Source organism: Kribbella sp. NBC_01245 (assembly GCF_036226525.1).
Classification (GTDB): Bacteria; Actinomycetota; Actinomycetes; order Propionibacteriales; family Kribbellaceae; genus Kribbella.
Genome location: NZ_CP108487.1, coordinates 4923983 through 4947481 on the forward strand (window position 1 = coordinate 4923983; position 23499 = coordinate 4947481).

Annotated in this window: 22 protein-coding genes; 5 read left to right on the forward strand and 17 right to left on the reverse strand. The window is 69.1% G+C overall.

Annotation, left to right across the window (positions count from 1 at the left end; all coding sequences use genetic code 11):
- Nucleotides 1-27 precede the first annotated feature (27 nt).
- The 9 genes from idi to OG394_RS22180 all read right to left on the reverse strand — a co-directional run bounded on the left by idi (nucleotide 28) and on the right by OG394_RS22180 (nucleotide 11597).
- Entirely contained in the window at nucleotides 28-606 is a 579-nt protein-coding gene (gene idi / locus OG394_RS22140; protein WP_328988930.1) for an isopentenyl-diphosphate Delta-isomerase, read from the reverse strand.
- A complete protein-coding gene (locus OG394_RS22145) occupies nucleotides 581-1663 on the reverse strand; it encodes an NAD(P)-dependent oxidoreductase (RefSeq protein WP_328988931.1) in 1083 nt (360 codons plus the stop codon). Before OG394_RS22145 ends, idi begins: the two co-directional genes overlap by 26 nt.
- The gene (locus tag OG394_RS22150) at nucleotides 1660-2499 is read right to left on the reverse strand and encodes a methionyl-tRNA formyltransferase (protein WP_328988932.1); all 840 of its coding nucleotides are present in this window, start codon (nucleotides 2497-2499) and stop codon (nucleotides 1660-1662) included. Before OG394_RS22150 ends, OG394_RS22145 begins: the two co-directional genes overlap by 4 nt.
- A gap of 12 nt (nucleotides 2500-2511) precedes the next feature.
- Nucleotides 2512-3666: a VWA domain-containing protein gene (locus OG394_RS22155; RefSeq protein ID WP_328988933.1), complete on the reverse strand. Its 1155-nt coding sequence runs from the start codon at nucleotides 3664-3666 to the stop codon at nucleotides 2512-2514.
- Complete coding sequence (locus OG394_RS22160) at nucleotides 3663-5840, reverse strand: DUF5682 family protein (protein WP_328988934.1); 2178 nt, start codon at nucleotides 5838-5840, stop codon at nucleotides 3663-3665. Before OG394_RS22160 ends, OG394_RS22155 begins: the two co-directional genes overlap by 4 nt.
- Nucleotides 5837-6916 (reverse strand): ATP-binding protein, encoded by a 1080-nt coding sequence (locus OG394_RS22165; protein ID WP_328988935.1) that lies wholly within the window; start codon nucleotides 6914-6916, stop codon nucleotides 5837-5839. Before OG394_RS22165 ends, OG394_RS22160 begins: the two co-directional genes overlap by 4 nt.
- Entirely contained in the window at nucleotides 6913-8346 is a 1434-nt protein-coding gene (locus OG394_RS22170; RefSeq protein WP_328988936.1) for a DUF5691 domain-containing protein, read from the reverse strand. Before OG394_RS22170 ends, OG394_RS22165 begins: the two co-directional genes overlap by 4 nt.
- Nucleotides 8343-9716 (reverse strand): SWIM zinc finger family protein, encoded by a 1374-nt coding sequence (locus OG394_RS22175; RefSeq protein WP_328988937.1) that lies wholly within the window; start codon nucleotides 9714-9716, stop codon nucleotides 8343-8345. The genes OG394_RS22170 and OG394_RS22175 overlap by 4 nt, the downstream gene beginning before the upstream one ends.
- A gap of 183 nt (nucleotides 9717-9899) precedes the next feature.
- Complete coding sequence (locus tag OG394_RS22180) at nucleotides 9900-11597, reverse strand: DUF222 domain-containing protein (protein WP_328988938.1); 1698 nt, start codon at nucleotides 11595-11597, stop codon at nucleotides 9900-9902.
- A gap of 216 nt (nucleotides 11598-11813) precedes the next feature.
- On the opposite strand from OG394_RS22180, the gene OG394_RS22185 reads away from it, so the two are divergent.
- Nucleotides 11814-12179, forward strand: coding sequence for a DUF4180 domain-containing protein (locus OG394_RS22185; RefSeq protein ID WP_328988939.1), 366 nt, complete (start codon nucleotides 11814-11816; stop codon nucleotides 12177-12179).
- A gap of 21 nt (nucleotides 12180-12200) precedes the next feature.
- Here the strand turns inward: OG394_RS22185 and OG394_RS22190 are convergent, their stop codons facing one another.
- The 4 genes from OG394_RS22190 to OG394_RS22205 form a co-directional block, all read right to left on the reverse strand.
- Nucleotides 12201-13415: an RNA polymerase sigma factor gene (locus tag OG394_RS22190; protein WP_328988940.1), complete on the reverse strand. Its 1215-nt coding sequence runs from the start codon at nucleotides 13413-13415 to the stop codon at nucleotides 12201-12203.
- Nucleotides 13412-13792: a YciI family protein gene (locus OG394_RS22195; RefSeq protein WP_328988941.1), complete on the reverse strand. Its 381-nt coding sequence runs from the start codon at nucleotides 13790-13792 to the stop codon at nucleotides 13412-13414. Before OG394_RS22195 ends, OG394_RS22190 begins: the two co-directional genes overlap by 4 nt.
- Nucleotides 13793-13888: 96 nt before the next feature.
- Nucleotides 13889-15064: a serine hydrolase domain-containing protein gene (locus tag OG394_RS22200; protein ID WP_328988942.1), complete on the reverse strand. Its 1176-nt coding sequence runs from the start codon at nucleotides 15062-15064 to the stop codon at nucleotides 13889-13891.
- Nucleotides 15065-15075: 11 nt separating this feature from the next.
- Entirely contained in the window at nucleotides 15076-15549 is a 474-nt protein-coding gene (locus tag OG394_RS22205; protein ID WP_328988943.1) for a MarR family winged helix-turn-helix transcriptional regulator, read from the reverse strand.
- Between the two features lie 44 nt (nucleotides 15550-15593).
- Between OG394_RS22205 and pip the strand changes: the two genes are divergently transcribed.
- From pip to OG394_RS22220, 3 genes are all read left to right on the forward strand, one after another.
- Complete coding sequence (pip, locus tag OG394_RS22210; protein ID WP_328988944.1) at nucleotides 15594-16544, forward strand: prolyl aminopeptidase; 951 nt, start codon at nucleotides 15594-15596, stop codon at nucleotides 16542-16544.
- An 18-nt stretch (nucleotides 16545-16562) separates the two neighbouring features.
- Nucleotides 16563-17540, forward strand: coding sequence for an MSMEG_6728 family protein (locus OG394_RS22215; RefSeq protein WP_328988945.1), 978 nt, complete (start codon nucleotides 16563-16565; stop codon nucleotides 17538-17540).
- 221 nt (nucleotides 17541-17761) lie between these two features.
- Complete coding sequence (locus OG394_RS22220; protein WP_328988946.1) at nucleotides 17762-18634, forward strand: manganese catalase family protein; 873 nt, start codon at nucleotides 17762-17764, stop codon at nucleotides 18632-18634.
- Nucleotides 18635-18714: 80 nt separating this feature from the next.
- On the opposite strand, the gene OG394_RS22225 is transcribed toward OG394_RS22220, so the two are convergent.
- On the reverse strand, nucleotides 18715-19176 hold the full coding sequence (locus OG394_RS22225) for an SRPBCC family protein (protein WP_328988947.1): 462 nt from the start codon (nucleotides 19174-19176) through the stop codon (nucleotides 18715-18717).
- Between the two features lie 426 nt (nucleotides 19177-19602).
- Between OG394_RS22225 and OG394_RS22230 the strand changes: the two genes are divergently transcribed.
- Entirely contained in the window at nucleotides 19603-19917 is a 315-nt protein-coding gene (locus OG394_RS22230; RefSeq protein ID WP_328988948.1) for an FAD-dependent oxidoreductase, read from the forward strand.
- Here the strand turns inward: OG394_RS22230 and OG394_RS22235 are convergent.
- The 3 genes from OG394_RS22235 to OG394_RS22245 all read right to left on the reverse strand — a co-directional run bounded on the left by OG394_RS22235 (nucleotide 19896) and on the right by OG394_RS22245 (nucleotide 23403).
- A complete protein-coding gene (locus OG394_RS22235; RefSeq protein WP_328988949.1) occupies nucleotides 19896-20846 on the reverse strand; it encodes an SDR family NAD(P)-dependent oxidoreductase in 951 nt (316 codons plus the stop codon). The genes OG394_RS22230 and OG394_RS22235 overlap by 22 nt on opposite strands.
- A 104-nt stretch (nucleotides 20847-20950) precedes the next feature.
- Nucleotides 20951-22072 (reverse strand): hemolysin family protein, encoded by a 1122-nt coding sequence (locus OG394_RS22240; RefSeq protein ID WP_328988950.1) that lies wholly within the window; start codon nucleotides 22070-22072, stop codon nucleotides 20951-20953.
- Entirely contained in the window at nucleotides 22069-23403 is a 1335-nt protein-coding gene (locus OG394_RS22245; RefSeq protein WP_328988951.1) for a hemolysin family protein, read from the reverse strand. The genes OG394_RS22240 and OG394_RS22245 overlap by 4 nt, the downstream gene beginning before the upstream one ends.
- Between the last annotated feature and the right edge of the window lie 96 nt (nucleotides 23404-23499).

Genomic DNA, 23499 nt, shown 5'->3' on the forward strand with positions numbered 1-23499 from the left:
GCTCGGCATCCCCGACGACACCCCGCTCTATGCCAGAGCGGCAGCGGGCGGAAGGTCCCTGGGATCGGCAACGGGCCAGCCGGCCGGGTCGGGCCCGAGGGCGGCGAGCTGCTCCACTTGAAACACGCACCACGGCGAGACCTGCTCCCGCCGCTCCCGCACGTCCAACACAAACGACGCCCACTCAACCCAGCGGACTTGCTCGACCTCAGCCGGATCCGGCGCCGGGTCGGAGTCGGTCGTGACCCGGTAGACCGGGCACAACTCGTTCTCAACGGTCCCGTCGTCCATCACCGCGCGATAGCGGAACGCCGGCAACACCAGGTCGATCCCAACAGCGACCACGCCGAGCTCGTCCCGCAGCCGCCGCTCAACCGCGAGTTGGACCGCCTCCCCCGGAGATGGATGCCCGCAGCAACTATTGGTCCAGACCCCCGGCCAAGTCCTTTTAACGAGAGCCCGCTGGGTCAGCAACAACCGCCCACGCGCATCGAACACATAACTGGAGAACGCCAAGTGCAAGGGCGTCGCGGCATGATGCACCAAGGCCTTGGCCTCCACGCCAACAGCCCGCCCGGCCTCATCCAGCAACACCACCTGCTCCACCCTCGAAGCCTAGCGGCAGCGGATGCAGCCCAGGCGGGTAGGCGGCGCCGTACCTCACCGTCCAGCCCAACGCCTCGACGAGCACAGCCGCGGTGATGTCGAAGGCGTTCAGGCTGTCCCCATCCCCGGCCGCGAGGTTCGCCACGTGCCCGCCCGCGAAGAGCAGCACCTCGCGCCCCTCCACGCGATGACTGGTCACGGCCGGAATGACCTCCGTCCCCGTTCCGAGCCCGGCCAAATCGACCTCGTCCGGCGAATGCCCGGCATTGACCAGCAGACAGCCGTCCTTATAACCAACACGCGCTGGTGCCGCGCCCGGCCGGCCCGTCGCGGTCACCACGACGTCAGCCCGCGAGGCCAGGTCCGCGAGCAGACCCGTCTCGAACCCGTCGTACGACGCGACCGTGGCGCGGGCCGAATCCACCTCGGCGACGAGCACTTGCGCCCCGTGCCCCCGCGCCGTCCGGGCCAGCCCGCCACCCACCTCGCCGTACCCGACCACCACGACGACCAGGCCGTGCAACGACAAGTTCGTCCGGGACAACACCGTCTGCCAGGTGCTCGAACCGACGGCGAACCGGTTATGCAGATGGTTCTTCAACGGCAGCCCATCCGCGTCGAACACGGGATGCATCAGCTCAACCGCGCCGATCCGGCTGAGCCCGGTCCGCGTGGTCTCAACCCCGGCCGCGATCCCGTAGTACTCCCGAGCAGCCGCCTCGACCACGATGTCCCCGCCCATCTCGAGCGTGTACGTCGGCTCCCAGTCGACGCACTCCCCAGGCGTAACCACCGCCACGCCACGGTCAGCGAGCAGCCCGACGACGTCCGTCAAAGTGGTAGCCGGATCAGCCTCGTGCACGATCATCTTCGCTCCTGCGCCCAGCAATGCCCGGAGCATCACGAACGCCTTCAGATCGAGATGACTGGTCACCGCCAGCCGTACGTCGTCCAGCCGCGGCAAGGCCTGACCCGCAGCGGCCGTCCGCGGCATCCAGCGCTCGCTCCACGCGAGGCGCGCTCCCAAATCGGCGGACTGCCACGCGGTGGGGATCATGCCGTCACCAGCCGTACGACAGCGTCGGCGGCCTGAGCGGCCCAGCCGTCCGGGCGCTGCTCGATAACCGTGCCCGGCGGAAGACCCGCGGACGGCTCGAGATGGACCTCTCGAACCAGCACCGCCTCACCATTCAGCGGCACTCGCGCCGTGACGGCCGTGATGTTGAGCGCGGCAGCCTTACGACGAATGACGGCCGCGGGCTCGGTCAGGTCGAGCCAGCGCTCGGCATCGGTGAAGGGCGGCGCCTGGGTGGCGAGGGCCGGGTCCTGCGGTACGCCGGGATCGCCCGCGAACGCCTTCGCCGTACCCTCCTCGATCACCTCGCCGATCATCTCGCCCCAGGACTGGAAGATGGTCGCGCCGGTGAGGTCTGCCGGCAGCGGCCGTTCCCGCTGGGCCATGATCGCGCCGGTGTCGAACCCGGCCTCGGTGCGATGCAGGGTGGCGCCGATCGTCTCCGCGCCCTCGTAGACCAGGCGGATCGGGTTCGGCCCGCGGCCGGCCGGCAGCGGCGACGGATGCATGTTGTACGCGCCGTACTTCGGGATCGTCAGGATCTCCCCCGGGATCAGCCGCGGGAAGGCGATCGAGATGACCAGGTCGGGCCGCATCGCCTCGATCACCGGCGCCGCGACCGTACGGAGTTTGCCGGTGATCAGCACGTTCACGCTCTCGGGCAGATCCAGCACGAACGGCGGCGCGGCGGCGTCGTACCGCTGGTTCGCGCCGAGCGGCAGCGTCACCACCAGCACGAGCTCATGGTCATTGCGCTCGGTCCATTCGGCGACGCGTTGGTAGGCGGGCAGGAACGACGTCAGCGCCACGATTCGCATAACCTCAGCCTCTCAGTCGGCGAGGGCCGTCGCGGCCCAGGCCCCCAGGTCGTCGCGACGGATCGCCGCTGCCATCAAGTCGGGGAACAGGTCAGGCGTACACGCGAAGGTCGGCACGCCGAGCTCGCTCAAGGCCGCCGCATTCTCCGCGTCGTACGACGGAGTGCCGGAATCCGACAGCGCGAGCAGCGCCACGAGTTGCACGCCCGATTCGACCAGCGAACGCGCCCGCCTCAGCAGGTCCTCGCGCACACCGCCTTCGTACAGGTCGCTCACCAGCACCATGATCGTCTCGGCCGGACGCGTCACCAGGCCCTCGCAATAGGCGAGCGCGCGGTTGATATCGGTGCCGCCGCCGAGCTGGGTACCGAACAGGACGTCGACCGGATCCTCCAGTTGGTCGGTCAGATCGACCACGGCGGTGTCGAACACGACCAGACTGGTGCGCAACGCCCGCATCGACCCGAGCACCGCGCCGAACAGGCTCGCGTACACCACCGACTCGGCCATCGAACCCGACTGGTCGATCGCCAGCACGACATCGCGCTGCACGCTGTGATTGCGGCGGGCATAGCCGATGACGCGGTCCGGCACGATCGTGCCCAGTTCGGGCGAATAGTGCTTGAGGTTGGCCCGGATCGTGCGATCCCAGTCGATATCGCCATGCCTCGGCCGGGTCGTGCGCGCGGCCCGGTCGAGCGCGCCACTGACCGCGGCCCGGGTCCGCTCGGCGAGCCGAGCTTCGAGCTCGAGCACCACCTTGCGGACCACCTCGCGCGCGGTGCTGCGGGTCTCCTCGGGCATCACCTCGTTGAGCGTGAGCAGCGTGCCGACAAGGTGTACGTCGGGCTCGACGGCTCCGAGCAACTCGGGCTCCATCAGCAGCCGGGTGATACCGAGGCGGTCGACGGCGTCGCGCTGCATCACCTGCACGATGCTGCTCGGGAAGTACTGCCGGATATCGCCGAGCCACCTCGCCACCCTCGGCGCGGAGGCGCCCAGCCCGGCGGCCCTCTTGCCACCGGCGCCTTCCGGACGGCCCTCGTACAACGCGGCCAACGCCTCGTCGACGGCCCGGTCCTCCGCGGACAAGCCCTGCGCCGTACTCTCCTCGGCCTCCCCACCGAGCACCATCCGCCATCGCCGCAACCGCTCGTCTGTGCTCATGCCGGTATCCCCAGCAGCAGTCGTACGACGGGAAGCGCGGCGGCCGCCCGCTCATCCTCGAGGTCTGCGACATCGGCGGCCTTCGTGGCGAGCCCCAACCCGCGCGCCTTCTCGCCGATCGACCTCCGCTCGGGTGGCGCGAACGTGCCGAAAGTCCTTCGCAGCAAGGGTAAAACCTCCAAGAAGGCCTCGTCCGGAACGGCCGCGAGCCATCGGTCGACCAGCTCGAGCAGTCGTTCGTCGTGAATGAGGAGCAGACCCCGGCCCGCGAGGAACCCCTCGACGTACGCCGCCGCCGCGTTCGTCTCGACACCGGGGGTGAGCGCGCGGCCGAGGCGGAGCGCGACCTCGGCCGAGTCGAGCCGGTCGGCGTCGAGCATCAATCGGGTGAGCCGTCCGGTGATCAACGGCGGCACGGTCGCACGATCGCTCAATCCCTGCAAGGTTTCCAGCCATTCGTCGCGCACCGTTGCCGAGAGCAACGACGTGGCCTCCTGTACGCCTTCGATCAGCGCGAGCACCTTGGCAGCGGCCTCGGCGTCCAGACCGTGCACGGTACGACCGAGGCCTGCGCACACGCGGGCGACCATGCGCTCGGCCACCTCGGTCAGCCCGGCGGTGTTGTTGCCGCGGACATCGCCGTACCGAGCGGATCGGGACAGCGCGGGCAGCGCCGCCATCAGGTGACCGACGTCTGCGTCCTTGGCCGCGCGGGTGTCGACACCACGCAACAACTCGGGCAGAGCGTCGGGCAGATCGGCCAGCAGGGATCGCTCGAGCGCGGCCGTAACCTCTGCCAGGGTTGACGAATCGGCCGCCGCTGCGAGCATGACAGTGGTGGCCGCGCCGAGAACGGTAGTCCCGTGCGCGCCGGCCGCGACGAGGTCGACCTCGAGCCCGGGCTCCCAGAGCAGGGCCCACGTCTCACGGAAGGTGCCCGTGTTCTGCCGCTCGGCCTCGGCCGGTTCGCCCCAGTCGACGCCGAGGATGCGGAGGCGGTGCAGGAGGCGGGACTTGGCCAGGTCGTTCGGCTTTCGCAAGTCGAGATCAACCAGGCGCTCGGTGGCATCCCGACGCATCCGCAGGCGGCGAGCTTGCGCCGCGAGGTCGGCCGCGACGGGCGCCTGCGGGGTCTCGGGCGGGACGGACCCGAGCAGCTCGCCGACTACGGCCTCGCGGGTGACCAGGTCGAGGAGAACATCGTTCCCGTTGCAGAGCACTGCTCTCGTTGCCTCGGTCATCTCGCTCAGACCCGCTAGCGGCCGCTCCCGCAGTGCGGCCAGCGTCTCGGCCAGCCGGACGGCCTCGATGACGTGCGCGCTCGAAACCGGGAGGTCCTTCTTCCGCAACACCTGGGCCACCCGGGTCAGCCAGCGCGTGGTGACGTGGTCGGGCGCCGTGAAGAGGTGGTGGTACCAGCCGGGCGAGGTGACGCCCGCGCCGTACCCGCTGGCGGTGGCGAGGCGGCCGTGCGTCCACGGCACCCAGGTGCACGCGACCTTGCTCTTCGGCAGCCCTTTCAGGATGCGCTGGTCGTGTGTTGCCGGGGGCAACGGTTCGGTCAGGGCCGGCACATGCCAGGCGCCGCAGACCACGGCGATCCGTTCGAACCCCTCGCGGATCGCCTTGCGCAGCACGGTCCGCATGTACGCCTCGCGCTGCGCCTCCCGCCCCTCCGCCATCTCGCCAGCACGCAGCTCACCCATCGCGTCCGCGATCACCTCGAACGGCGGCGCGCCATCCCTGCGATGCTCGACCACGTCATCCCACCAACGCTCGGGATCGTCATACCCGCCGGCCCGCGCCATCTCCGCCAACGGATCAACCGCGAGGCCTTTACGCCTCTCTTTAGGCTCGCCCGCGAACTGGTACGCCGCCGGCAGATCGCAAAACCTCACCGGCACCCCGGCCGCCAACCCGTACCGAACCGCCTGCCACTCCGGACTGAACACCGCGAACGGCCAGAACGCGGCCCGCGCCGAGTCATCCACCGCATACGCGAGCAACGCGACGGGTGGCTCCATCTCTTCTGAAGCGGCCAGCTCGACGACCTTGTCGGCCTCCGGAGGCCCTTCGATCAGTACGACGTCCGGCCGCAGCTCGGCGAGGGCCGTCGCGAGCGCGCGAGCCGACCCGGGACCGTGGTGGCGGATGCCGAAGAGGTGAACGGTCATCCGGTGATATCCCGGCAGGCCCGGTAGAAGTCGGACCAGCCTTCCCGCTCGCGCACCACGGTTTCCAGGTATTCCGACCAGACCACGCGATCGGCCGACGGGTCCTTCACCACCGCGCCGAGAATGCCGCCCGCCACGTCGTACGACCGAAGCACGCCGTCGCCGAAGTGGGCCGCGAGCGACAGGCCACCGGTGACCACGCTGATCGCCTCGGCGGTGGACAACGTGCCCGACGGCGACTTCACCGCGGTCCGCCCGTCCTCGGTACGCCCCGCCCGCAGCTCCCGGAACACCGTCACCACCCGGCGGATCTCGGCCAAAGCGTCATCCTGCTTCGGCAGTTCCAGGGCCTCGCCGAGTTGCGCGACCCGGCGAGACACGATCGCCACCTCGTCCTCAGCGGAATCCGGCAGCGGCAGCACGACGGTGTTGAAACGCCTGCGCAATGCGCTGGAGAGCTCGTTCACCCCCTTATCGCGATCGTTCGCCGTGGCGATCACATTGAACCCCTTGCGGGCCTGGACTTCGGTCGCGAGCTCCGGCACGGGCAGCGACTTCTCCGAAAGCACGGTGATGAGCGCGTCCTGGACGTCGGACGGCATCCGCGTCAGCTCCTCGATCCGCGCGATCTTCGCCCCGGCCATCGCGCGATAGACCGGACTCGGCACCAGCGCGGCCTCCGACGGACCTTGCGCGATCAGCTGCGCGTAGTTCCAGCCGTAGCGGATCGACTCCTCCGCCGTACCCGCGGTGCCTTGCACGAGCAGCGTCGAGTCGCCGCTGATCGCCGCCGCGAGATGCTCGCTGACCCACGTCTTCGCGGTACCGGGCACGCCGAGCAGCAACAGCGCGCGATCCGTCGCAAGCGTCGCCACCGCCACCTCGACCAACCTGCGCGGGCCGACGTACTTCGGGGTGATCTCGACGCCATCGGCCTCCCCACCGAGCAAGTACGTCACGACGGCCGCCGGGGACAACAGCCATGCCGGAGGGCGCGGCCGGTCGTCGGCCTTCGCCAGCGCGGCGAGCTCACCGGCGTACTCCTGCTCGGCATGCGGCCGCATCACTTCGGTCATGACAACTCCTCGTACATCTCGCGTCGAAAGGTCAGCGTCTCGATCAAGCGCCGCCGCCAGGTCTGTTCCTCGTCGATCGGGCGCCGGGTGATCGGATGGTCCAGTACGCCGGCGGGCACCGCCTGCGAGACCACACTCGCGAGCCGCGCCCAGCCGTGGTCCGGCGTGGCCTGGTCGAGCAGGTCGAGCATCGCGACAGCCAGTCCGTCGGGCCACGGCACCGGCAGCCCGCCGACCACCTGGGCGAGGTCACCACGTTTACCGATAGCAGTGCCCCATTCTTCGGGTGGAAGGATCGCGATCAACCGGGCGCCCGCGACCTTGGTCTTCAGCAACGCGCGCGCCCACTCGGGATCGCGCTCGCGAACCGTCGCATCCGCCAGCGCCTCGAAGAACAAGGCCTGGTCGAACCCTGTCACCTCGGCGTCGGCGATCTTCACGTCGTACGTCGTGAGGGGTGCGGCGGCGAGGATCTGCCGTAACCACCAAGCCTTCTCGCCCATCGCCTGCCGGGGTTTGGCGATGATCCCGTCGCGCTGCATGCTCTCGTCCAGCCGCCTCGGCAGGGTGACGCGGACCTTCTTCGGCTGGAACGTCAAGCAGGCTTGGGCTCTGGCCGCCATCCGCGCGGAATACGCCGAGCCGGGAATGCGGGCGAGGAGGGATGCGGCGGTACGACGTACGTCGGAGGCTCGATCGTCCAGGGCACGTTCGGCGAACTCCTCGTCATCCTTGCTGAGGCCGTTGGCGAGCAGGGCCAGGAAGTCGGCACGAACGACTGCGGGCTCACTCGGCCAAACGTCCAGGAGGGCCTCGCGCGCTGCCGCGGGATCTTGCTCGCGGGTACGGATCAGCCAGGCGCGGCGTTGGTTGGGCGTGCCGTGGGTCCAGTCGTCCTCTTGCTCGGAGGTGGTGTGCAGGGCGAGGAATCGCCAGTCCGGGTTGAGATTCGCGAGCCATTTGGCCCGGCGATCGGCGACCGCGGCGACGAGCGCGCGGTACTCCGTCCGGCCGCGGGCGAAGTCGGCCAACGCCGGCAAGAACTCCGGCGGCACACCCCAACCGCGATCGAGCACGACCCGCAACCACTCGCCGAGTACGGTCGCCTGCTGGCCGCCGAGCATCATCGCTAGACGGTTGGCGGCGGCCGGTCGGACCAGCGGGCGGTCCTCGCCAGGGGCTGGGGCGATCGGCGTCAGGCCTTTGAGGGCCGGCCTGCCTGCTCGGCGGTACGTCGTCTCGAGCGCGGCCGCGTCCAGCAGCAGCCGCACGGGGTCTGACGTGGTCGCGGTCGCGGTCGCAGACGTGGTCGCGGTCGCGGTCGTGGTCGCCAGGGCGCGGCGGATCGCGTCGGGGAGGTCATCGGCATTCGGTGGACGCCGATCCGTCCCGAGCAGGGCGGCGCTGACCAGCTTGTCCCAGCCGCTCATGCGAGGGCCACCGCGCGATCGTGGTGCCAACAGGTGATCGGGCGGAAGCCGAAGCGATTCCACTCCCCTGCCACGGTGAGCGCCTCGCCCGCAGAGACGGCCAGCAGCGGCCACGGGTCGATCCCGGCGAGCAGCGGTAGACCGTCGCCCGCCTCGTCCACCAACGCCCACCCGTCACCGACTCGTGCGGGTCTGACCTGGGCCAGGACGAACGGCATGCGCTCATTCCACGGGTCCGTCCCAAGCGCCTCGGCGAACGACGCCAACGCCTCCTCCACGCTCACCCCATCCGGCCTCGTCGGCGGCATCGGCTCGGTCGGCTCGGCCCTCGGCTCGGTCGGTTCGGCTGGTGGGGTCAGCAGGGCGCGGAGAGGCAGGGCGCCTGGGTAATAGGAGAGCCTTGCCGGGATGATGTCGCCGGGTCCGCCGGGCAGGAGGTCCAACTGGCGTCCAGGCGCGGCGAAGCTGAGGATGAGCCCGATCCTGCCGGTCGTACGGCCCCGGAGCCAGACCCGCCGAACGGTCAGCCGGTCATCGGGCTCGACCACCTGCCCGAGTACCAGCCACTCGTCGTCGACGTACTCGCCCTCGTCCCGAACCCTGGCCGTCTCGACCGTCCACCCGATCCGGGACCTCACCGTCTCCACCAAAGGCGCGGGCAATTCCCCGAGGCGGGCATGGGCTTGCACGATGAGATGGATCAGCGCGAGCTCTTCCAGCAACGCACCAGGCCAACCCTCACCCCGGCCGATCACGCCCGCCGCACGCCGTACCGCGCCCGCGATCCCCGGCGCCTGCGCGTCAACCATCCGCGCGGCCAGCCGGCTCAGCTCCTCGTACCCCCTGTGCTCGAACCCGGACAACCCATGCCGCGCCTGATCCGCAAGCCAGCTCTCCAACTCCGCAATCCCCGACGCCACCCGATCCGCCCGCCGCGCGGCCCGCTGCGCCGCCGCCTCCGGATCCGGCTGCTTCGCCGCCCCCTCCTCACTCGCCCCGCCGGCCTCCCCGACCGCATCGGCTGTCCCCTTGGCAGCGCGGGCCTCGCGATCGGCCAGCCAAGCCGCAACCCATGCAGGCTCGGCCTCGCTGGGAAGAGCACCCGCGGACCAGAGCAGAAGCAGACCGATCGCGTGCTTGCAGGGAAACTTCCGGCTCGGGCACGAACACCGAAACGCGGGCCCCTCGAGATCGACCACGGTCTGATACGGCTTGGCCCCACTGCCCTGGCACAAACCCCAGACCGCCCGATCGTCACAACCGGCCGCACTCCACTTCGCGATCCGGGCAAGCCCCTGCCCAGCTCGCGCCGAAGCCGCGTCAGGCGCAAGCCCCAACACCTGCCCAGAACCCCACCGCCGCACGCTCACCTCCTCCACCACAAACCTCCCCGCGAAGCATGCCACCACGCCCACCCCTCCATCAGCCAGCCCATCCACCAGCCACCCCCGGTACGCGTTGGACGTCGCCGCGAGCAGGCTGCAAGTGCCCAGCGAGCGCAGGACGAGCGAGCGCGGGAGGAGCGCCTGGCGTACGCCGGGGAAGGCCGGTTGTCAGGCGGCGTCATCAGGCTCGTCCTCAGTGGCAAGTCCTATTCGCCTCAAGCGTTTCTTGCTTGCGGTCGCTCCGCTCGGCTTTGGTGGTGGGGCGAGTTCTCCGGTGGTGAGGTTGACCTGGCCGAGGTAATGGGTGCCGGTGTCGTCAACCAGATACCGGGCTCCACGGGGCGTGGTCCATTCGACGCTGCCGTCGGGCAGCAGCGCATTACGCAGACCACCGTGGGTTTTCGCCCGGTGGGGTGTGCGTGTCACCGGAAGCAGGTTCCGGGTACTGGTTTGGCCTGGTGGACCGTTCTTGTCGTAGGGCACGACGTGGTCAAGGTCGGTGGAGAAGGTGGTTTCGCCAGTGGCCCACGGCTCCATCGGCGTCGGGTAACGCAGTTTCACCCACTCCCTGATCCGCTGCGGCACTTGATAGCCATCAGCACTGAGGGGTTCGCGCAGGTCGATCACTGGTTTGAGGACCACGGCCTCGTGGCCGATGAGTTCCTTCAGTTGCGACACCAGCAGCGGACCAATCCCCTCGACCCACGCGACACCGTCACCACTGGCCAGTGCCTCCTGGGAGATACGCACATAGAACGAATGTGGCGCCCGGGCGCGGTTCGGGTTGCGGGACTTGAGACCGGCGAGGAACTGATCAAACGGCACATCGTCATCACTGTCGGTATCGGTATCGGTATCGGTGCCGTACGCGTCGCTGCCACCGCCGGTGCCACCCTCGCCGTGGGCGTCGCCCTCGCCGCATTCGCCGTACTCGCCGTACTTGCCGTCGTCGCCGTCGCTGTATTCGTGGCCGCTGCCGCTGCCATGGTCTCTGCCGCTGGTGCAGTGTTCTGCGAAGCCCTCAGTGGTCTGGGCGGCGGCTTTGCGGGCTTTGCGGCGGCCGTGTTCGCGCAGGTCGAGGGCGACGGCGGGGTCGGCCAGCAGTCCGACGGCTTTGGCGCGGAGTTGCTGGTGGGAGCCGGGCTCGCCCTCTTGGGCCATGATGTCGGCGAGTTCGTCGACGGCGGCGTCGAAACGGATTGCGTCGCCGGTTGCGGTGCGGGCGATGACGGATTTGGTGCCGTGGTCGTTGGATTGGCCGAGCCAGACGCCGCGTTGGCGGGCGTAGAGGTCGGCGTCGGCTTGGGCCTTGGCGGGGTCGGCCTGCATTTTGGCCGCCTTCACGAACACCTTCAGCCGTGACGGGGTGACGCTGTTGATGATGGCGTGGATTTTGGCGTCCACGATGCCGGCCGCCGCCAAACTCAGGGAGAGGCAGGTGCGGGCGATCGAGCGGGCCCGCCAGGCTTCGGCGTTGCCGGCCAGGACCTGGGCGAGGGTTTTGGGGAACCGGTGGCGCAGTGCGAGGGCTTCGCCGAGGTAGGCGGCCGCGGCACCGTGGGACATGCCGAGGCGCCAGCCGAATTCCTGGGCGCAGAATTCGGCGATCGGCGGGCAGCCCTCACCGCCGTACACGCGCAGCCGTTCCACTCCCGGCACGATCTCGCCGCCGGGTGGGGGGGCGACGGTGGCGTTGAGGTCGGTGTAGTGCAGGGCGAGCAGCAGCGACTCGGCCTCATCGGCCGCGATGCGGGCGCGCGAGGCGGCGGCGCGGTCCAGGGTCTGGTCCACGTCGAGCTCATCAACACCGATATCGAACATACTAGCGATTATACAGACCGAGAAGCCGCCATTCCCGTTATCCACAAGGGAAAATCGCCTGCAGTGGAAGGTACGCCCACCTTATGCGCGACATGGCAAGGCACTTTGAGACCTCCTCGCAAAACCTCAGGGCGGAGCAAGCTCAGCATCGCTTATTATTCTTCATATTCCATTTTAAGAAGTCCGATAAGGTATTTTTAGGCATCCCTCGCGAGATCTCTCGTCGCGGGTCGGGCGATTGACGACTAGTTGTGGAGTGGGATGACTGACCAGGTAGTGAAGTACGGCGGGCACGTGGTGGTGGCTGTTTCGCCCGACGGGCCGCCGATAAAGACCGACCAGGACGTGGTGGATCTGATCGCGAGCCACTACTACGACGAGGTCGAGTGGTTCGCGTTACCGGTCGAGCGGCTGGACGACGCGTTCTTCGGGTTGAGCAGCCGGATCGCTGGAGACATCGTGCAGCGGTTCGTGATGTACGGTCACCAGCTCGCGATCGTCGGCGACATCTCCCACCACTTGGCCGACAGCTCCAACCTGCGGGCATTCGTGGATGAGGCGAACCGCGGCCGCCAGGTCTGGTTCCTCCCCGACCTGACGACCCTCACCGAACGCCTGAGCGCCTGAGCGCCTGAGCGAAAAGGCCAACTAAGCGAGGCGATCAGCCCGGGCGGTGAGGTAGCGCTGTTCGGGTTGGCTTGTGGTTCGGCGGGCGGCTTCGAGGTATCCCACCCGGGCGGCGGCCGGTTCGCCTGCCATTTCCAGCAGGTGCGCCCGTACGGCGTGGAATCGGTGGTGGCCGGCCAGGCGTCGGTCCGCCGCGAGCGGTCCGAGTAGCGCGAGCCCGGCCGCCGGCCCGTCGACCATGGCGACCGCGATCGCCCGGTTGAGCGTGATCATCGGGTTCGGCGCGATCCGTTCCAGCACGTGGTAGAGCACGCTGATCTGGCGCCAATCGGTGTCCTCGGCGCGCGCCGCTTCGTTGTGGACGGCAACGATCGCCGCCTGCAACTGGTACGGCCCGAGGGGAGACGTCGCCATCGTGGTCTCGATCAACTCGGTGCCTTCGGCAATGGCCTCGGCGTCCCAGCAACGACGGTCCTGCTCGGCCAAAGGGATCAGCGACCCGTCCGGCGCCGTACGGGCGGGGCGATGGGCATCCGTCAGCAGCATCAGCGCCAGCAGGCCCGCCACCTCACCGTCGTCCGGCAGCAGCCGCCGTACCGCCCGGGTCAGCCGGATGGCCTCCGCGCTCAGCTCCACCCGTTGCAGCTCCGGGCCGGACGACGCGGTGTATCCCTCGTTGAAGATCAGGTAGAGCACGTGCAACACCACTCGCAGCCGCTCGGCCCGCTCCTCCTCGGGCGGAAGCTGAAAAGAAGTACCGGTCGCGCGGATCTTGTCCTTGGCCCGGCTGATCCGCTGCCCCATCGTCGACTCGGGCACCAGGAACGCGTGCGCCACCTGCGCGGTCGTGAGTCCGCCAACCGCCCGCAGCGTCAACGCCAACTGGGACGACGCCGAGAGCGCCGGATGGCAGCAGAGGAACAGCAGCGTGAGCGTGTCATCCTCAGCCGGTACGTCGACCAGGTCCTCATCGACGGAGAGCCGGAAGGCCTTGACCTCGCGCTGCCGCCGGGCGTTCTCGCTGCGCCAGAGATCGGTCAGCCGCCGGGACGCCACCGTGAGCAGCCAACCCCGCGGGTTGGACGGCAGCCCCTCGGCGGGCCAGTGCTGCGCGGCCACGAGCAGGGCCTCCTGGACGGCGTCCTCACACAGGTCGAACCGCTCGTTCCGGCGGGCGAGTAGTCCGAGGACCTGCGGCGCGAGCCCGCGCAGCAGGTCCTCGATCGCAGGAGTCACTCAGGCCCTTCGCTGGTCAGGTCGGCGCTGAAGACGACTGGACGCACCTCGACTCCCGCACCCGGCACCGCCGCATCCGGGATCATCGCGGCCAGTTCGTAGGCTCGCGCCTGGTCCGCGCACTCGATGAAGTAGTAGCCGCCGAGGAACTCCTTCGACTCCACGAACGGCCCATCGGTCACCACCGGCGCACCGTTCTGGACCCGCACAACGGCACTCTTCGCGGGCTCGGCCAGGGCGACCGTGTCGATCAGCTCGCCGGAAGCCCGAACCGTCGCCATGAACTCGCCGTGCCCCGACGTCACCACGTCGCGCTCAGCCTCGGTCAGGGCGTCCCAGATGGCCGGGTTGATGTTCATGATCATCAGAAACTTCATGTCGCAATTCTCCTTCGAACCGGTGACGCCGGGCGGCGCCCACACCGGAAGGACGAGACCCGCGAGCCGCCTTCGACATTACTCAGCGGACATTACTCAGCCCGCGACGAGAGGTTCGAGCGCGGTGAGGAATTTGCTCATCACGCCGTCGACGTTCTTGTTACCGTCCGCGAGGAGTACGGCGACGGAGATGCGGCGCGACGGAATCACCGCGAGCAGGCTGGTGTAACCGGGCGCGTTGCCGCGATGACCGACCGCCTCCCCGATGGCGCCGAAGGTGGAGTTGAACCGCATCGTGCCGAGGCCGTACGGGCCGTCCTCGCCAATGAGCTGGTTGACGATCTCCAGCGGCACCACGCGAGCGCCGTACAGCTGATAGCCCCAGCGCGCCACCGTCGCGGCGTCGGCGGCCATCGACCCGGCGGCCGCGGACGAACTCGCCACCGAGCGGCAGGGGATGAACCCGTCCGGGATCGTGCCGCAGACCTTGGAGTGCGAACCGGCGATCGGCTCCTGCGGGCGTTCGCCGTCCTGGAAGGCCACCCGGCTCAGGCCGGCCGGTTTCACCAGGTCGTTGCGCAGCGCAACGGCCAGCGGTTGCTTGGTGACCGCCTCGATCGCCATGCCGACCAGCAGATAGCTCGCGCTGCTATAGACGTACGGCGAACCGGGCGCGCCGAGTGCGGACGTGTGGTACTTCAGCGCCTGCCGGGCGGTCCAGCGGCGAGCGGGTGCGCCGGCGAGATCCGCGGCCATCTTGTCGTAGTCGGACGGCGTGAAGTCGGGCACGCCCGCGGTCATGGCCAGGTACTGCCGGACGGTCGCGTTCTTCGCCGTCAACCGGTGCTTGACGTAGCGCGACAGCGGCGCGTCGAGGTCGATCCGGCGTTTCTCGGCCAGCCGCAGCACCTCGGTCGCCACGAAGGTCTTGGTGATGCTGGCCGTCGCCATCTCGGTCGAGGCTCGCAGCTTCTCCCCGAGTGCGTCGTTGCCGGCGGCACCGGTCCAGGCCCAGCGGTCGCCGAAGATGACGGCGGCGGTGACACCCCGGGCGGCGGTCTCCACGTCCGGGCTGGTCTTGAACTGGGCGACCACCTCGTTCAGGACGGCCTGCAGTTTCGCGGTGGCCTGAGCGTCGTCGAGCCCGTTCACGGCGGGGGCGGGGAACTGCCGCCCAGGCGTGGTTGGAACCGTTTCCGGCTTCCCCGAAGAGCACGAGGTCGAGCACCCAACGAGAACTGCCGACAGCAGTACCGCGACAAGGGCCCTCATGGCCCGCGATGTTAGTCCTGATCCGGCCGATCCTGAACGTTTCCGGCGATCCTCTCTGCGAAGGACCTTTTCGCCAGCGCCTTCTCGATCTCCGCCAGCACCTGCGCCAGCGGCACCGAGAGCTCCCGATCGAGCTCCCGCTGAGCCGCCTCGGTGGCCTCCCATTCCGCCTCGATGACGGGCAGCAGCCGCCTGGTCCGCTCCGTGAGCCGCACGATCCGCTGCCGCGCGTCGGCCCCGGGCACGAGGTCGACAAAACCCGCCTTGGCCATCTGGTTCACCGTCTGACTCGCGGCTGAATGGGTCACCCCGACGGCCGTGGAGAGTGCCCGGATGGGCAGCGGCCCCTCGGCCAGAATCGCCCGCACCACCGGGGAGAACCTGGGCCGGTAGTCCCCCAGACCCTGACCGTCGTACACCTTGGCCACGTCGGCGTCGAGCAGCTCCAGCACATGCCTGAGATGAGTTCCGATCCCGCGGTACATGGTAGAAATATAACAGCACTGTTAGATCATCACGAAGGAGGCGCATGTATCCCCCGATCGAGCCGTACGAGACCGGCATGCTGGCGGTCGGCGACGGCAATGAGGTCTATTGGGAGGTCTGCGGCAATCCCGACGGCAAACCGGCCGTGGTGCTGCACGGCGGTCCGGGTTCAGGCTGTACGCCGGGGTGGCGGCGCTTCTTCGACCCCGCGGCGTACCGGGTGGTCCTGGTGGATCAGCGCGGGTGTGGGCGAAGCACGCCGCATGCGAGCGAGTTCGGCGTGGACCTGAGCGTGAACACGACCCACCACCTGATCCGCGACCTCGAGCAACTCCGCGAGCAGCTCGGCATCGACCGTTGGCTGGTGCTCGGTGGTTCGTGGGGCGCGACGCTGGGATTGGCGTACGCCGAAGCACATCCCGACGCGGTGTCGGAGCTCGTGCTCTTCAGCGTGACCAACACGACCCGCCGGGAGGTCGAGTGGATCACGCGGGACATGGGCCGCGTCTTTCCGGCCGAGTGGGCGCGATTCCGCGACGGCGTACCGCCTGACCGGCGCGACGGCAGCCTGGTCGACGCCTACGCCGACCTGCTGGCCGATCCGGATCCGGCCGTGCGCGAACAGGCCGCCCGCGACTGGTGCCGCTGGGAGGACTCGCATGTCGCCGTACACGCCGGGCATCAGCCGGATCCGCGGTACGACGACGCCCGGTTCCGCATGGTCTTCGCGAAGCTTGTCACGCACTACTGGCGTCATGCGGCCTGGCTGCCTGACGGACAGTTGATGCACGAGGCGACTGAGCTGGCCGGTATCCCCGGGGTGCTCGTGCACGGCCGGCTGGACCTCAGCGGCCCATCGGATATCGCCTGGCAACTGGCTCAGGTCTGGCCTGGCGCGGAGCTGTATCTGATCGACGAGGCGGGTCACGGCACCTGCGACCCGCGCATGGCGGACACTGTGCTTGCCGCACTAGACCGCTTCGCGGAGGCCTGAACTGGGCACTGGGAGCCCATGCAGACGTTTGTGCCGTATGCCGACTTCGCTGCCAGCGCCGCCGTGCTGGACGGTCGCAGGCTAGGCAAGCAGCGGGTCGAGACGCTTCAGATCCTGCGTGCGCTGGTATGGCCGGACTACGGCTGGAAGCACCATCCAGCGGTCGGCATGTGGAGGGGTTTCACCCGCGCCCTGGTCGGCTACGGCACGGCCATGTGCCGCGAATGGGCCGCACGCGGCCATACCGACAGCACGCTGCCGATGCTGCTGGAGTTCACCGGCGGCGAAGTGCCGGAGCAGCCCGCGCTTGCCGCGACGGGAGAACTCCCACCCTGGCTGGGTGAGGAGGCCGTGCATCTGACCCACCGGTCGGCGCTGCTCCGGAAGGACCCGTCGTACTACGGACGGGTCTTTCCGGGGGTACCGGACGACCTGCCCTACCTCTGGCCGCGACCGGCGTTCCCGCGATGGCCGGTTCGCCGTACGCACGAGGAAGCGCTGACCATCGACGAGGCCGCCGGGCTGCTGGGCGTGACAGACCTGAGCGAGGACGAACGGCGCGTGTTGGCCGGCCTACGGATCGGCTATTCCAGCACCGTCTGCACGACTCCGCAGCGGGCCGGGCTGCTGGGACTCCTTGCAGGCTGGTGTACGCCGGGGCGCACGCTCTGGTTGCTGCCCGGTGATCCGGTACAGGCTGAGCGGTCGCCACACCCCCTGCCCGATTGGAGTGAGCCCGTCCGGCCGGGCACGGCCCGACCGGCGGGGCCGCGGGAGATCGCCGCCACCCGGGATGAGTGGGCGAACGACCCCGAGTTCGTGTTCCGCCGGGTGAGTGAATCATTCGGCGCCCCCGGGGACGCGGGTCTCGTCGTACTGGACGGCGGCGCCGTGGAGCTGCGCGGGCCGCGGACCTCCGCCCCGGTCCTGCGCCTGGTGACGGAAGGCCCGCACTCCTTCGTACACCGAACAGCCGCCACCGCCGCCTCGCGTTAGCTGGTCGGCCGGTCAGTGCTGGGCCTGGGTCAGTGTCTCCTCGTGCCTGGCCATCACATGGTCTAGCGACACCAGTGGCGACGACCCGGCAGTCACGAGCAGGTCCCCCTTCAGGACGGATAGGACCCAGTTTTCGTCAGTGTGCGCTCTTTTCGTACCACCGGTGATATCCCACCGCCACTGGGGTACCCCGGGGCCTCGACGAGCTGGATGGAGGATCCATGTTCCGCCACACCAAACGACTGCAGTTCGAAGCCCGGCCGGAACGCCCGGACCCGGTTTACGCGAGGAAGTTGCAGGAACTCATCGGGGGCGCCTTCGGTGAGATGACGGTGACCATGCAGTACCTGTTCCAGGGCTGGAACTGCCGGGTCGAAGGCAAGTACAAGGACCTGCTGATGGACACCGCCACCGAGGAGATCGGCCACGTCGAGATGCTCGCCACCATGGTGGCGAGGCTGCTCGAGGGCGCGCCCTCGACCGTGCTGGCCGAGTCGGTCAAGGACCCGGTGATGGCCGCCGTACTGGGCGGGATGGACCCGCAGCAGGCCATCGTGGCCGGTGGTGGCGCACTGCCGAACAACAGCCAGGGCGTGCCCTGGAACGGCGGCTACATCGTCGCGAGCGGCAATCTGCTGGCCGACTTCCGGGCCAACGCGGCGGCCGAGGCACAAGGGCGGTTGCAGACCGCCCGGCTCTACAACATGACCGATGACCCCGGCGTGCGGGCGATGCTGCAGTTCAACCTGGCTCGCGACACGGTGCATCAGAAGCAGTGGCTGAAGGCGATCGAGGAGCTGGAGTCCGACGGATTGGAGACACCGATCGTGCCCGACGCGCTGTTCGACGAGGAGAACCAGGACCATAACCACACCATTTGGGGCCTGTCCGACGGGACGGACGGACCCAAGGGTGGCTGGTCGAAGGGCAAGGACGGGCTGGAGTACTTGGAGGACCCGCAGCCGCTCGGTGGGCCCGGTACGGCGCCCAGGCCGGATCCGGCACTCTACGGGACCTACTCGGCCACCCAAGACGCCGTCGGCACGGTGAAGGGCAAGGCACAAGCCAAGGCCAAAAAGGCCACTGGCAAGTAGGCACCGCGATCCTGCCCGGTCGAGGTCGAGTAGGGCCGGCCGGGCAGGACGTGCGGCGCACGCCCCACTGCCGGCTTTGGTCAGCTTCCGGGCGAGGCGCTGCCGGCGTCGTTGTGGCCTTCGGCGAGCAGGGCCAGGCGGCGCAGGGTTTCCGTGTTGCGCCAGCTCAGCACCGGCTCGAGCAGCGGTTTCGGTATCAACTTGGCGGGACCGGCCACGGTGTCCTCGCGCATCTTCACCAGGCAGCCTTCCGGATGGGCAGCCACGGTGAACTCGACCCGTCCCTCGCCGGTCGGCCAGGCCCGCACCTTGAGCTTGAGCCGGCTGTCCGGCTCGAGGGCCTCGACCGTGGTGGTGTCGTCGATCAGCACCGGCCAGGATCCGACCGAGTGGTGGATGCTGCGGCCCGGCTCCGGCCAGCCTCTGTCGACGTCCCGGATGCGGGCCGCACCGACGACCCAGCCCGCATAGGTCCAACCGTCGCCGAGGATCTTGAACACGTCCCCGGGCGATGCGTGCACTACCCGCTCGTTCAGGCTCATGGCCACCCGGTACCCGATGCATGCCGAGAACACTCCCTGGACACTGGTGCCGGATGACCGACGCGATCGTGATCGGAGCCGGCCCGAACGGGCTGGCGGCTGGTCGCTGGTCCGGCCGACACCGCGGCGTCCGTCGCCAATCCGGCCGACGGAGAGGCCTGGCTGGCTCTCCCTTGTGAGCGACTGGGGCCGGCTCGGCCCTGCCGTGATCGACGCCCTGCTCACGCCGTTCCCACCGGTACGCGCGGGCGCCCGGCTCGGCCTGCGGCTGGCCCGGCCGGGTGGGTTCGACCGGCTGCGGTTGTTCCTCACGTCCGTGCGAGCGCTTGGTGAGCAGTACTTCGCGGATGAGGCCGGACGGATCCTGTTCGCCACGAACGCTCAGCACGCCGATATCAACCCGGAGAGTCGGCCGGTTCGGGATACATGGGTTGGCTGCTGGTCATGCTCGGCCAGCAGTACGGATATCCCGTGCCGGTTGGCGGCGCGGGCAGGCTCAGCGAGGCCCTGGCCAATCGCTTCACCGCTCTCGGTGGCACGATCCACTGCGATACCACGGTCACGGAAATCATGGTCCGCGAGGGCCGTGCGGTTGGCGTGGTGACGGCGGAGGGCACGCGCTTGTCCGCCGATCGGGCCGTACTGGCTGATGTCTCCGCACCTGCCCTGTACGGCGAAATGCTGCCGGCGGGGCCCTCGGCGGTCTCGCGTTATGAGCTTCAGCGGGAAGTACGACGGTGAGTCTTCGCCGCCGCACCGGCTAGCCCCGCGATGCCGGCCATCCCCGCGAGGCGCAACCAGTGCCGGCCCCAGCGCCCGTGCACCCCTTCGCCGTCGGGCCTTGGTTCGAACACGTTGCCGTGGTTCGGCACTACCGCCTCCTTGGTGGTTCCGAGCACCTTCATCATCGGCGTCGCCACCACGTCGAACACCCCTGGCAACGCGGCGAAAAGCCACGCGACCGGGTGGTTCAACGGGCCGACCGGGATCGAACGCCGGGGCCGGCGGACCGCCCTCACGATCGCGCGGGCGACCTTCTCGGCCGGATCGACCGGCGGCAGCGGACGATTCGCCCGGTCCGCGAAAGTGGCCGCCTGGTCGTAGACCGGGGTGTTGATCGAACCGGGCCAGACCAGGCTGACGTGCACCCCGGGCGTTCGCCGGGCCTCGATCCGCAAGGTGTGCGCCAGGCCATGGACCGCCCACTTCGAGGTCGTATAGGCGCCCATCGTCGGGAGGGCGATCATCCCGAGCAGCGAGCCGACCAGCACCAACCGGCCACCCTCTTGGTCGCGGAACCGCTTGAGGGCTTCGCGGCTCACGTTGGCCGTGCCGCCCAGGTTGATCCGGACGACCTGGTCGAAGACGTGGGTGGGCACCTCCTCGAACCGCCCGTACGCGAGCACCGCCGCCGCGTGGACGACGGCGTCAACCCGGCCGAAGCGCCGTACCGCCTGCTCGAACAAAGCCTCCACCTGGTCCGCGTCGGCGACATCCGTCGGCACCGTGAGCACTTCCTCGGCCTGAGCCTTGGTCTCCGCTTCCACCACGGCAAGCGCCTCGGGCGATCGCGAGGCCAGGACAAGGTTCGCCCCCTCGGCCGCGAACGCCTGGGCCGCGGCCCGGCCGATCCCACTGGACGCCCCGGTGATCAGTATTACCCGCGCCATCTCGTCTCCTCCCGGCTGACCCTGCGGTACCCCGATCGGGCCGGCCGAACCCGAACCGACCGACGAGACGACCCCGGGCAATCGAGAAGGCTGGTGATCGAAGGTCAATTCCCAGGCTGGTCTGTCGGAGATGCGCTCGATTGGGCCGACAGGCGCGCCGCGGCGACGACCGGATCGGTCTCGTCGTCGAATTCGCCGATCACCTCTTCGAGCAAGTCCTCCAGAGCCACGATGCCCGTAGTCGAACCGTCCGGCCCGGTGACCACGGCGAGCTGGCAGCGTTGTTCGCGCAACAGCCGGATCGCGCCCGCCACCGGCGTCGTACCGGGCAGGCGGTAGGCATCGGTCATCATCTCCCCAGCCCGTACGGCGCCCGCGTCCGCATCGACCAGCTGGGCAGGAAAGGTGGTGGCGCGAACGGCATCGCGAACGTGCACGAATCCGCAGATCTCGCCGTTCGGGCGGTTCACCGCCAGACGCGAACGGCCGGCCTGGCGGCTGGTGAGTTCGATCTCCCGCGCGGGCGTATCCGCAGCGACGGCGGTGATCTGACCGGTCGGGATCATCACCTGGTCGACGGTTGTGTTCTGCAGGGCGAGCATCGCCGTGAGCAAGGCGTGCTCCGGCTCGGCCAGGGTGCCGTGCTGGCGGGACGACTCGATCAGGATGCGCAGTTCCTCGGGCCCGTGGGCGTTGGCCAGCTCGGCCTGCGGGGTCACCTTTACCAGGCGCAGGCAGACGTTCGCCAGGGCGTTCAGCCCGACCAGAACGGGCCGGAAGACGCGGGTGAAGGCCCGGAAGGGAATGGCCAGCCGCAGGGCCGAGGCCTCGGGATGGCTGATCGCCCAGGACTTCGGGGCCATCTCGCCGACGACCACGTGGATCAGGCCGATACCGCCGACAGCCAGCAGGAACGCGATCACATGCGCGGCGGTGGACGGGATGCCGATCGCCTCGAACAGCGGGTCGAGCAGATGGGCGACGGCCGGTTCGGCCAGGGCGCCGAGGCCGAGGGTGCACAGGGTGATGCCGAGCTGGGCGCCGGCCAGCATCAGCGACAGCTCGCTCACCCCGGCGATCGCCGCCCGGGCGGACCGGCTGCCCTCGGCAGCGGCCTGCTCCAGCCGGTGCCGCTTGGACGCGACCAGGGCGAACTCGGCCGCGACGAAGAACGCGTTCACCGCGAGTAGCCCGGCCGAGATCAGCAACGCGATCGGCGTACTCATTGCTGCTCCAACCGGACCAGGTACGGCACGTGGCGGCGGACTTCATCGACGCGGAGCAACGCTCGGCCCTGGGGAATTTCGTGGCCTGCGTCATCGAACGCGGGCGCGAGGTCGATCGCCAGCTGGTCACCGAAGGCGGGCACCCGGCCGAGGTAGAACATCACCAGCCCGGACACCGTCTCGTAGTCATCGTGGTCGGGCAGGGTCACGCCGGTGGCCTCGGCCACCTCATCAAGGCGCCAACGGCCAGGTAACAGCCATGAACCGTCCGGCCCCTTGACGGCACCCTGCTCGGGCAGATCGTCCTCGTCGATGATCTCGCCGACCAGCTCCTCGGCAATGTCCTCGAGCGAGACCACGCCGGCGAAACCACCGAACTCGTCGATCACCGTGGCCAGCTGACGGTGTTCGCTGCGGAGGCGTTCCAGGACGGCCGGCACCGGCAACGTGGTCGGCACCAGCAGTGGTGGCGTCAGCAGGAGCCGGACCCTGGTGTTGCCCCGGGCAACGGGTTCGACGTCGACCACATCGCTGACGGCGATCGTGCCGAGGACCTCGTCGACGGATTCACCCAGCACCGGGAACCGGCTGTGCCCGGTGTCAAGCAGTTCCACCACCCGGGTGACCGGGTCATCGGCCAGCACAGTGATGAGATCGACCCGCGGCACCATCACCTCACCGGCCGTGCGATGACGGAAGTCCAGGCCATGATCGAGCAGCCGGGTGGTGTCCGCGTCCAGCAGGCCCTCGGCGTACGACGAGGCGAAGATCCGGTCGAGGTCCTGTGCGGTGGCGCCCTGAGGCAGTTCCTCGACCGGCTCGACCCCGACCCGGCGCAGCAACCGGTTGGAGAGCGCGTCGAAGATCCGGATCACCGGGCCGGCCAGCAGGAGATAGCCCAGGGTGGTGCGGGACAGCGCGCGGGCCAAGGCCTCCGGCCGCGCGATGGCCAGGTTCTTGGGTGCGAGTTCGCCCAGCACCATCTGGATGACAGTCGCGATCAGCAGGGCCGCGGCCACCGCGATCGACAGGCTGACGGCTTCGGACAGCCCCATCAGACCGAGGAGATCGGCCAAGCCCCGGCCGAGAAAGGGCTCGGCGACGTACCCGGCGAGCAGCGCGGTGACGGTGATGCCGAGCTGTGCGCCGGACAGCACGAACGAGAGCCGCCCGGTCACCCACAAGGCCCGTGCCGCCGCGCTGTCACCCGTGTCGGCCAAGGCGCGCAGGCGATCGCGGTCGACGGCCACGTAGGCGAACTCCTGTGCGACGAAGTAGCCCGTGGTGATGGTGAGCATGATGATCAGGGCGAGGCCGGTCAGGATCCGCATGAGATCACGATCAGGCAGGGATTGTCGCCCTCCGGCGAACCACCAGACATGCCCGCGACAGTAACACCGCGACGTTGTGCCGCAGGGCATCGCCCG